Raw genomic sequence first — 9,617 nt, 5'->3', positions numbered from 1 at the left:
GGTGGCCACGATGAGCAACAAACCCTCTCTTAGCAAATACCGCTATTTGGACCCATAGGCGCTGACGTCAGACACTGCTTTGCTTTGGGTGGCTGCCTTTTTGGGGTTCGCCCTCTTGTATTGGCCGATGCTCCTCGGCCCCCCAAAAGCTCAACTGGTGCAAGAGAACTGATGCAGTGCTGGAAGTATGGGATCAGCGATGCGACATTCTACAAATACAAAGCCCAGTTCGGGGGCATGAACGTGTCGGATGCCAAGAAACTGCGTGTACTCGGAGACGAGAACAATCGTCTGAAGCGCATACTGGCAGATGCCATGCTGGACAATGCTGCTCTGAAAGACCTCGCTACAAAAAACTACTGACGCCCGATGTCAAAAGACGAGCTGTGTCGGATGTGATGGATCGGCACGGCCTGTCCGAGCGTCGGGCGTCCGAGTTGGCTGCCCTGCACAAGTCCGTCTTCCAGTACCAGAAGCAGGAACGGGGCGATGAAGTCCTGCGCAGGCGGCTGGGTGAACTGGCAAATGAGCGTCGCCGGTTCGGGTATTGGCGGCTTGGTATCTTGCTGGCCAGAGAGGGTTTTGAGGTGAACCATAAGAAGCTGTTCCGACTCTACCGTAAGCTCCGCAAAGGCTCCGCTCAGCAGGCCTTGACCGCAGACCAATCAACAGAAAGAAACAGGAACGGGTTCTACGCAGGAACGGCCCGGATCAGGGGGCTGGATCAGTTTGGATGTGTGGAAATGCAGAGGCCGCCACACGAAGGTTGTGGAGCGGAGTTTATGTCCAATATGTTGCAAGATGAGGGCACGCTTGAGGCTAACTTCCAGCACGTTAGCTCTCATCAAACACTGTGACAATTTGGGACGAGCGTTCAAGTGTCTTACTAACGGGGCATTTTTCAGCAATTGATATTAATTTCTCCCGCAGATCATCCGGTAGTTCGCCTTCGATTGAGATCGATCTTTGAAATCGGTCTATGTATCCAGCGGATCTCTTATCAGATGTTGCCGCCGCAGTCATATCATCCAGGTGAACTTTGGCATGGGTGACACCCACACTGATACGACCCAGCTGGAGCGACTTGTGCTCAGCATACACTCGCAGGGTCATTGCCGTACAAGTGGCCACCGCAGATGACAGAAAATCGTAGGGCGACAAACCGGTATCGAGACCGCCGTAGCTAACCGGCTCATCAGCCATAACACGGTGATTGCCACTGGTGACGATTTGTTGGAATTTCCCGCCTGTGGTTTCGGTCGCGCGTGCAGTTTCGGGCTTTTCTTCACAAGAATATCCGTTTTCTGTTGAATGCATCACCATCGCTAATTCCACCGGTTGTTTTGTACCCTGGGTCATGACTGTGCTTCCTTTTTTTGTGGTAGCTAGTTAAGCCGACTAACCTAAGCAACCGGAGGGCTCGGCTAGACGAGCCCTCCGGTAGAAACTCTCAGTCTGCGCCCAAAATCGCGTAGAAACGAGTAAAGACCATGTCTTCGTCCGCGTTGTCGATGTGGCAAGACGCACAAGCTTCTATCGGTGCTGCAGCCGCTGTCTCAGCGTAGGGTGGTGCGTGGTGACCGAAGTTGAAGTAACCCCAATTTTGGCTATCAGCGAAACGGCTTGAATCCTTCACCGCAATGTCGATTCCGTTGAATGGACCAGGGAAAAAACCGCGACCTGATACTTCAAAGCGGGAACCATCTTCTTCCTCCGCTTCCAAAGTCAGCTGAAGTTCCTTCAACAGGATCGTGCCTTCAGGAAAGACCTTGGTCTCCTTGTAGATCGCGTATACATATGGATGGACATAGACATTATGATACTCAGGGAAACCGGCGGCACCGCCGTTCAACGCATTTGGTGTGAGTGGCGAACCCAGATACACCCATTCGCGATATCCGGTCGGAAGTTGTAACTGACCGTCCTCCGTCCATACAGGTTTCCAATCCTCGGTTTGCTGGGCCATAGCAGGCTTGAGCCATCCATAGCCAGCAGCGCTCAAAACTGCGGCGGCGGACAGCGTCAGTGCCAATGTATATCTTGTCTTCATCTTGATATTCCTTCTTCTTGTAGGGGATTCAGTTGATCGGCCGGCTTCCGCAATCATCAGATGATTGAGTTGATATGCGATGCTTATCTCAGGACTGGATAGCCTTCGGTGTAGATCCAGTCGTTACCTTCTGCGGGAACGTGACAGCCTAAACACTCGGATTCGTAGTCTGTCGTTGTTGTCTCAGCGCTATTGTCAGCACCAAAATATGCCCAACCCCAGCCTTCACCCCAGAGGCCGTTTGTGTTTTCAAATTTGCCGGTAGAATCTTTGACCATAACGAACCAACCTTCGATATCGCCAGCGCGGCTGATGGTTCCGGTTGTCATTTCAGCGGTTTCGGTGCCTAGCAGTTCTTTCACAAGAACAGCCCCATCAGGAAACTTACCTGTCTCCAGATAAGCTGTGACCGTTTCTTCTTGCGTGTAGACGACATGCATGCCGTTGGACCCAAGAACTCCCTCATCAGCCGCAACTGCCCAAGTGCCTAGGGCGACCCACTCCTTGCGGTAATCCATGTCAGGAACCTGAATGTTTCCGGCTTGATCGACAGCACCGGCTGGATCAGCAGCAGATTGCCCATGACCGCTTGTCGCCGACAAAAAAGTTGAGCCGATGCCTAGAGTGATCAGGGTTGTGAGAAGAATTGGTCTGCAGGTTCTTGGCATCGTTAGTACTCCTTGGTGGCAACAAGTTTCTTCCGGTATCTTCAAGATCCCGCGTTTCCGCTAGGTTGATGCCGTTTCAGCTGGCGTGATATCGAAATATTGCGGCGGTGCCAGAATGCTGCGATGTGATTCTGGTGGCCAAATTTGCAGAAACCACCATGAACAAAGGGGGAACCAGCGCCTCCTGCTCCGACTAAGAGCCGGTAAAAATTCCGAAAAACCGTTCGATTTTGCGATTGCGAAAGTGCGCCTAAATGCACTCTCATGCTGCTCAAACCTATAGCTGGCATGTGTAAGACATCTAAAAGCGAAGCCAATGCAGACGGCCCTATGTAGCGTCTCTGGCGGCACTTGTTTTCTCAACTAGATGACCCGGCATATCTCCTCGCGAAGAGCCTCCACGAAACCGATTTCTGCAAGAATTTGAGATTTATAACCGTTTTCTGAAATCACGAAACGCCTCCAGCTCGCATTCTGTTCCAAAGACAAGCAGAAGGATGGAGTGTGCCCGTGGACGAAAAGACAAACCAATGTGGGTGTGAAGCAAGCACGGAACAGATCGACCAGTCTCGGCGCCGTTTGCTTGCAAATAGCGGCATGACATTTGCTGCGGCCACAGCTGCAGTTACTGCTGGGATGACCGGCGAGGCAAGTGCTGCAACGGATGAAGCCGAAGCATTTTACGCCGACCCCGAAACGGGCGGGTTGCCTGAAGTTGATATGGAGATCGAGCCTGGACGAACCGCTTTGGTTATCGTCGATCCGCAAATCGATTTTCTATCCGAACAAGGTGTCAGTTGGGGTGTTGTTGGCGAAAGCGTGACGGAGCAACAGACCGTCGACAACATTGAGAAACTGTTCGCAGCCGCCAAAGCCGTGGATATGCCCGTGTTTATATCTCCTCACTATTACTACCCGCATGACCACCAGTGGAAGTTTGAAGGCACGTTGGAGAAGACGATGCACGCGATCAAAATGTTTGATCGAAAGAGCGCGCTTAACGTCGACAACTTTGACGGATCAGGGTCGGATTGGATGCCGCAGTACAAAAAGTACATCAATGACGGCAAGACAGTGATCTGTTCGCCTCACAAGATATATGGGCCGGCGCAGAACGACCTGAACCTGCAGATGCGAAAGCAAGGCATCGATAAGGTAATCTTGGGCGGTATGTCAGCCAATTTGTGCGTTCAGGCTCACCTCTATGAAATGCTTGAGCTTGGATATGAAGTTGCGGTCGTTCGTGACGCGACTGCCGGAGCAAAAGTCCCTGAAGGTGACGGGTATCTGGCCGCCTTGATCAACTATCGCATGGTCGCCAACGGCGTTTGGTGGACCGACGATGCGGTTACTAGGATCCAAAAGTCTGCCTAACCCCCCTCCTCCGCTGCCGAATTGAACCACAATTTAGAAGGTGCACACTCCATGACTTCCTCTAAGCTTCTCCCCCTTAGTACGGAAGAGCATGCCGCCGGGAACGGCCTCGTTTCCCGGCGCTGGCTGCTTCGCACTGGTTTCCCCGCCGCAGGTGCCGTGGGTCTATCTTCTGGGTTGGTTCAAGCAGAGGAGCTGAGAGTTCCAGATTGGAGCTCTTCGCCCGGCCTTGATTTGACCGGTTATGGTCAACCGTCACCTTTTGAAAGCGAAGTGGTGCGTCCCACACTGCCTTTGTTTCCCGAAGGTATCGGAGACGGGTCGGGCGTCTCATTCACACCTCTGGAAAAACTGGCTGGCACAATCACGCCAAATGGCCTTTTCTTTGAGCGTCACCATAGCGGCATTCCCGAGATTGATCCCACCGCACATCAATTTGCGATCCATGGTCTCGTTGAACGCCCACTTGTTTTTACTGTTGAAGCACTGCTGCGCTACCCCATGGTGACTAAGACCTGCTTCATCGAATGTGCTGGCAACAGCCTTTTCAACAGCTTTGATGAGGCCCAGCAACGTACCGCTGGTGAAATCCATGGCCTGATCGGAAATGCCGAATGGGCCGGCGTTTCGCTGGCACAACTGCTGGATGAGGCAGGCGTTTCACCTCAGGGTAAATGGTTGGTCGCCGAAGGTGCTGATGCCGCCAAGATGAGCCGATCTATCCCGATCGAGAAGGCAATGGACGGGGACGCGTTCATTGCGCTCTATCAGAATGGCGAAAGAATTCGCCCGGAACAGGGTTATCCGATGCGGCTTGTCGTACCCGGATGGCAGGGCAGCATGAACGTCAAATGGTTGCGCCGGATCAAGGTCGTCTCTGCCCCCGTGTACGCAAAAGACGAGACATCAAAATACACGTTGTTGCAGAAAGATGGCAAATCGCGCCAATTCACATACGAGATGGGCGTCAAGTCTGTCATCACCTCCCCTTCTCCGGGTAGAGAACTGGGTGCACCAGGTCTGTATCAAATCAGCGGCCTCGCGTGGTCAGGTGCCGGGCGAATTACCAAAGTTGAGGTTTCCGCGGACGGCGGTGCGTCCTGGGCTGAGGCGATGATCCCTGATCAGACATCGACACGGGCCCTGACCCGGTTCCAATTGCCATGGCAATGGAGTGGCCAGTCAGCCACATTGATGAGTCGGGCGACAGACGAAGCCGGCGCCGTACAGCCAACGCGGGAGGCCTGGTACGAACCTTATGCGGCCAACCAGCTTTTCCATCAAAACGCGATTCAGGTTTGGGCGGTGTCCCACGACGGAGGGATCAGAAATGTCTACGTCTAAATTTGGCTCAAAGCTGATCCTGGCTGCAGTGGCCTTAACATTTGCCATGCCCCTGCATGCGCAAAATCTGGGTCAGGTCGTTGGTGAAGGCGATCTTGCCAATTGGGATATCTCCATTGGACGTGATGGTGTTGGTCTTCCCACCGGGAGCGGTACGTCTAGTGAAGGTAGCGCCATTTGGTCGGAACAATGTTCTGCCTGTCATGGCGAAAACGGCAAAGGTGGTCCAGCCGGTGATCTGGTTGGCGGCATCGGATCCCTTACAAGCCTGGAGCACAACAAAACAGTCGGCAGTTTTTGGCCTTATTCAACTACGCTCTTTGATTATGTCCGGCGGGCGATGCCATATTACGCTCCCGGCAGTCTGAGCGATGATGAAGTCTATTCTATTGTCGCCTATCTCCTCAATCAAAACGAAATTATCACCGACGACGCGATTATGGATGCCGAAAGCCTGCCACAGGTTGAGATGCCAAATGCCGACGGGTTCATTTCATATTGGCCTGTAGCCAATCAATAAAATTAGATAATTAGAGGAACGCGAAATGCACGAACATGTAAGTTATATCCTGGGTGGGTCGTCCGGAATGGGCTTTGCCACGGCAAAGCAACTTGTTGAAAGTGGTCATACTGTCGTCCTGTTCTCTCAACGGGTTGATCGGTTGGAAAAGGCTATGGCGGATCTCAACGCCATCAGAGCCGGGTCGGCGGAATCAATTGCAGTCAACCTACGCGATGCTGATGCAGTGACGACGCTTATCAAAAGGATTGATGAAGAACCCCGCCACATCAACCATTTGGTCAATGCGGCGGGCGTTTTTGCGCCCAAGCCCTTCATTGATACCGAGGTCGAGGACTATGACAAATACATGGATCTGAATCGATCGACGTATTTCTTCACTCAAGCGGTTGTGCGCAACATGATGAAAAACGAGGGAGGCTCCATCGTGAACATCGGGTCCATGTGGGCCCATCAGGCGATCAAGGCCACGCCGTCAGCGGCTTATTCCATGGCCAAAGCCGGCATTCATTCGCTGACCCAGCATCTCGCCATGGAGCTTGGAGAACACAATATCCGGGTCAATGCGATTGCCCCTGCAGTGGTCATCACTCCGATTTATGGGGCGTTCATTGAGCCTGACAAAATCGAAGAAACTTTGACGGATGGGTTTGATGCGTTTCATCCCATTGGGCGTGTTGGCCAGGTTGAGGATGTTGCGAACCACGCTGTGTTCTTGCTGTCCGAAAAGGCCGGTTGGACAACTGGAGCAGTTCATAATGTTGACGGCGGTGTGATGGCTGGCCGGAACTAGATCGCGCAACTCGAATTCAGGAGATTAAGAATGACCAAGTTCACCCTCTCTTCGCTAGCAAAAACGAGTCTGGCCACCGTAACCCTGTTCATATTTGTCAGTGCACAAGCTGTCGCAGAAGATGGAAAGATAGCAGATTCTGCATTGCCGATAGAGGACAAAGAGTTTTTGCCCGCCTTCCCCGGTGATGACACAATCAACTTCGCTAGAGCATATGGAAACCGAAACGGCCACGCGCATGGAACGTTTGGACGCTTCCCGGCCAACTTTGTGACCCCGCCACACACCCATTCGCATTCCTACCGCGCGGTCGTCCTGTCCGGTGAAATGACGAATCCGTTCAAAGGGGAAGAAAACCCGCCAGTTCTTAAGCCTGGTGCTTTCTGGTCGGTCGCGGCCGGAAGCATTCATACCACGGCCTGTGTCTCGGATACTCCGTGCGAGTTTTTTATGTATTCTGATCAAGGGTTTGATTTCAAGCCTAGCGAGTAAATCCGCGCGTAACTTATGCGAAAGAGCTGCCGCTTTTGTTGGTTGCGCCTTTCGGCGGGCCCTCAGGGCATTTGCTTCCTGGGAGGATTTTCGCGTTAGATGATTGTCCTTCCACCACCCTCTGTTCGAAAGGAACCATTAATGGACCCTCGAAAACTCTTGCCTCTCATCTTGGCAGTGGCAATGTCCTTATCATTGTCCGCGCATACATCAGCTGCCGCGGACGTGCATTACGGCTATGAATCTGTTGATGGCGTAAACATTTTCTACCGCGAAGCGGGCAAGGATAACCCGTCCTCCATTGTCCTCTTGCATGGCTTTCCAAGTTCATCCCATCAGTATCGTAACCTCATTCGCGAACTTGGTGATGAGTTTCATGTGATCGCTATGGATTATCCGGCATTCGGTGCAAGTGATTTTCCGGATCCAAGCGGATATGAATACTCATTCGATAACATCTCCAAGACAGTAAATCAGTTCCTGGAACAGCGCGAGATTTCGTCCTATGCCATGTATCTTCAGGACTACGGCGCGCCCATTGGGATGCGCATTGCCACTCAACACCCTGAGCGGGTCAACGCGTTGATCTTCCAGAACGGCAACCTTTACGAAGAGGGCCTGAACAAGGAAGCATGGGCACCCATTATGAAGCTGTGGGAAGGCCGCGACACGGAGCTAGAGAAAGTCATCGCAAGCAATGTGTTTGGTCTGGAAGGCCTGCGCTGGCAGTACACCCACGGCACGCGCAACCCTGATGGAATTTTGCCCGACAATTGGTTGCTGGATTTCCAATCCCTGTCACGTCCGGGTCAGCACGCTGTCCAGCTTGATCTGTTCTATGACTATCGCACCAACGTTGCGTTGTATCCCGAGTGGCAGCAATACCTTAAAGATAATCAACCTCCCAGCTTGGTTGTCTGGGCCAAGAATGACGCGTTTTTCCCGACACCGGGTGCCGAAGGTATCAAGCGTGACGTGAAAGACGTGGAATATCATATCCTTGATACCGGCCATTTTGCCCTTGAGGAGGACGGCCCGCTGATCGCAGCCAAAATTCGCGCATTCATGACCGCAAGGAACCTCAAGTAACGGGCTTATCCTCTATCGCCGCGGACATTCCCACGATGTGGCGTAAGGGATCGGAAATGGTTGAAAAGGCATTCAAATGACCAAGGTTTTTCTCGTTTCTGGTAAGCGGACACCATTTGTCAAAGCTGGAACACAATTTACTGAACAAGGCTCCATTTCCTTGTCCACGCCTGTGATCGAGGCAATGGCCACACAAACTCAGCCTGATTTTGTAGCCTGGGGTCAGGTCATCCCGAGCCCTACAATCTCCAACCTTTCCAGAGAGCTGTCACTTGAGGCCGGACTTGAGAGGAGAGTTGGAACGGCTCGGAAAGGGTAGTCAGACAAAGACTGAATTCGCCCCGTCCTTCGGATACTGACGTAAGCTGCGATTTGTTGTCTGCTGATCTTCAACCTGAAGGAGATCAGGAGTGTCGAAACGGAAGCAACGCCATCCAGAACTCAAGGCCAAGGTGGCGTTGGAAGCACTGAAAGGTGAGCAGACGGTCAGCGAACTGGCCAGTCGGTTTGGGGTCCATCCAACGATGATCCATCAATCGAAGTGGACTGACCGGCTGTGCCGATCCGGCATGTGCATCTCGATGGACGGCAAGGGCCGCGTCCTTGACAATATTTTCGTTGAGGGGCTCTGGCGATCCTTGAAATATAAATGCGTCCATTTGCATGCCTGGGAAACCGGATCAGAGGCGATGGCCGGTGTCAGCAAATGGATTGAGTTCTACAACCGCCAGCGCCCACATTCCGCACTTGGCGGTATAAACACAAAGCTGCATGCGGTCTGCGACAGCCAAGGGCGGCCCATCAGCTTCTTTGTCACGGCTGGGCAGGGCACGATTATATCGGTGCAGGGGCACTATTGAGCCGCCTGCCAAGCGCTGAGTGGCCGCTCGGCCCCTCCCGGGGTATTCGCTGCGCGAATAACCTGCCGGTCAGTGGATCGCGGCTATGATGCTGATTGGTTCATAGAAGCCTTGCAAGACAAGGGCATACGGCCGTGCATTCCCGGTTGGAAGTTCCGCACCAAAGCCTTGCGATATGACAAACGCAGATACAAGAGACGCAATCGTATCGAGATCATGTTCGGCAGGCTCAAGGATTGGCGACGCGTCGCAACCCGCTATGACTGATGTCCAAAGGTCTTCCTGTCTGCAATCGCACTCGCCGCAACCCTCATCTGTTGGTTACGAGTCTTCACCCTAGAAAGCGCGCAGTTATCTTAGTTTTGGGGACAGGATTTATGGCGCGGAAACGGTATTCGGATGAAGGTATTCTGCGGCTTTTGCGTGA

Annotated in this window: 11 protein-coding genes and 2 pseudogenes; 9 read left to right on the top strand and 4 right to left on the bottom strand. The window is 52.8% G+C overall.

Annotated features, from left to right (window positions below; genetic code table 11):
* The first annotated feature begins 171 nt into the window (after positions 1-171).
* Positions 172-363, top strand: a complete 192-nt coding sequence (locus Q1A75_RS22755) for a transposase (protein ID WP_299593199.1) — start codon at positions 172-174, stop codon at positions 361-363.
* On the opposite strand, the gene Q1A75_RS22750 is transcribed toward Q1A75_RS22755, so the two are convergent.
* From Q1A75_RS22750 to Q1A75_RS22735, 4 genes are all read right to left on the bottom strand, one after another.
* Positions 357-596: a hypothetical protein gene (locus Q1A75_RS22750; protein WP_299641363.1), complete on the bottom strand. Its 240-nt coding sequence runs from the start codon at positions 594-596 to the stop codon at positions 357-359. The genes Q1A75_RS22755 and Q1A75_RS22750 overlap by 7 nt on opposite strands.
* 238 nt (positions 597-834) lie before the next feature.
* On the bottom strand, positions 835-1,359 hold the full coding sequence (locus tag Q1A75_RS22745; RefSeq protein ID WP_299593193.1) for an OsmC family protein: 525 nt from the start codon (positions 1,357-1,359) through the stop codon (positions 835-837).
* Between the two features lie 91 nt (positions 1,360-1,450).
* The gene (locus tag Q1A75_RS22740) at positions 1,451-2,050 is read right to left on the bottom strand and encodes a cytochrome P460 family protein (RefSeq protein ID WP_299593190.1); all 600 of its coding nucleotides are present in this window, start codon (positions 2,048-2,050) and stop codon (positions 1,451-1,453) included.
* Positions 2,051-2,133: 83 nt separating this feature from the next.
* Positions 2,134-2,718, bottom strand: a complete 585-nt coding sequence (locus Q1A75_RS22735) for a cytochrome P460 family protein (RefSeq protein ID WP_299593187.1) — start codon at positions 2,716-2,718, stop codon at positions 2,134-2,136.
* Positions 2,719-3,228: 510 nt separating this feature from the next.
* Here Q1A75_RS22735 and Q1A75_RS22730 point away from each other — a divergent pair.
* The 8 genes and pseudogenes from Q1A75_RS22730 to Q1A75_RS22695 form a co-directional block, all read left to right on the top strand.
* Positions 3,229-4,092 (top strand): cysteine hydrolase, encoded by an 864-nt coding sequence (locus Q1A75_RS22730; protein WP_299593184.1) that lies wholly within the window; start codon positions 3,229-3,231, stop codon positions 4,090-4,092.
* Between the two features lie 51 nt (positions 4,093-4,143).
* Positions 4,144-5,436: a sulfite dehydrogenase gene (soxC, locus tag Q1A75_RS22725; protein ID WP_299593181.1), complete on the top strand. Its 1,293-nt coding sequence runs from the start codon at positions 4,144-4,146 to the stop codon at positions 5,434-5,436.
* Positions 5,423-5,956 (top strand): cytochrome c, encoded by a 534-nt coding sequence (locus tag Q1A75_RS22720; RefSeq protein WP_299593178.1) that lies wholly within the window; start codon positions 5,423-5,425, stop codon positions 5,954-5,956. The genes soxC and Q1A75_RS22720 overlap by 14 nt, the downstream gene beginning before the upstream one ends.
* 25 nt (positions 5,957-5,981) lie before the next feature.
* On the top strand, positions 5,982-6,749 hold the full coding sequence (locus Q1A75_RS22715) for an SDR family oxidoreductase (protein ID WP_299593175.1): 768 nt from the start codon (positions 5,982-5,984) through the stop codon (positions 6,747-6,749).
* 30 nt (positions 6,750-6,779) lie between these two features.
* On the top strand, positions 6,780-7,241 hold the full coding sequence (locus Q1A75_RS22710) for a DUF4437 domain-containing protein (protein WP_299593172.1): 462 nt from the start codon (positions 6,780-6,782) through the stop codon (positions 7,239-7,241).
* A gap of 99 nt (positions 7,242-7,340) precedes the next feature.
* On the top strand, positions 7,341-8,330 hold the full coding sequence (locus Q1A75_RS22705; RefSeq protein ID WP_299593169.1) for an alpha/beta hydrolase: 990 nt from the start codon (positions 7,341-7,343) through the stop codon (positions 8,328-8,330).
* A 566-nt stretch (positions 8,331-8,896) separates the two neighbouring features.
* Positions 8,897-9,085 (top strand): annotated as a pseudogene (locus tag Q1A75_RS22700) (integrase core domain-containing protein); the annotation flags it as partial.
* Positions 9,080-9,457: pseudogene (locus Q1A75_RS22695) on the top strand (transposase); the annotation flags it as partial. The pseudogenes Q1A75_RS22700 and Q1A75_RS22695, both read left to right, overlap by 6 nt.
* Positions 9,458-9,617: the final 160 nt, after the last annotated feature.

The sequence above is a fragment of the uncultured Tateyamaria sp. genome (genome assembly GCF_947504105.1).
Taxonomy (GTDB): domain Bacteria; phylum Pseudomonadota; class Alphaproteobacteria; order Rhodobacterales; family Rhodobacteraceae; genus Tateyamaria.
Note: the sequence above shows the minus strand (reverse complement) of the source record. Positions and strands in the feature narration are given on the sequence as shown.

Bases quoted from the DNA above. Each gene is read 5' to 3' on its own strand.
- Q1A75_RS22715 (WP_299593175.1), top strand. From the start codon at position 5,982: ATGCACGAACATGTAAGTTATATCCTGGGTGGGTCGTCCGGAATGGGC.
- Q1A75_RS22755 (WP_299593199.1), top strand. From the start codon at position 172: ATGCAGTGCTGGAAGTATGGGATCAGCGATGCGACATTCTACAAATAC.
- Q1A75_RS22735 (WP_299593187.1), bottom strand. From the start codon at position 2,718: ATGCCAAGAACCTGCAGACCAATTCTTCTCACAACCCTGATCACTCTA.
- Q1A75_RS22745 (WP_299593193.1), bottom strand. From the start codon at position 1,359: ATGACCCAGGGTACAAAACAACCGGTGGAATTAGCGATGGTGATGCAT.
- Q1A75_RS22740 (WP_299593190.1), bottom strand. From the start codon at position 2,050: ATGAAGACAAGATATACATTGGCACTGACGCTGTCCGCCGCCGCAGTT.
- Q1A75_RS22705 (WP_299593169.1), top strand. From the start codon at position 7,341: ATGATTGTCCTTCCACCACCCTCTGTTCGAAAGGAACCATTAATGGAC.
- soxC (WP_299593181.1), top strand. From the start codon at position 4,144: ATGACTTCCTCTAAGCTTCTCCCCCTTAGTACGGAAGAGCATGCCGCC.
- Q1A75_RS22710 (WP_299593172.1), top strand. From the start codon at position 6,780: ATGACCAAGTTCACCCTCTCTTCGCTAGCAAAAACGAGTCTGGCCACC.
- Q1A75_RS22720 (WP_299593178.1), top strand. From the start codon at position 5,423: ATGTCTACGTCTAAATTTGGCTCAAAGCTGATCCTGGCTGCAGTGGCC.
- Q1A75_RS22750 (WP_299641363.1), bottom strand. From the start codon at position 596: ATGGTTCACCTCAAAACCCTCTCTGGCCAGCAAGATACCAAGCCGCCA.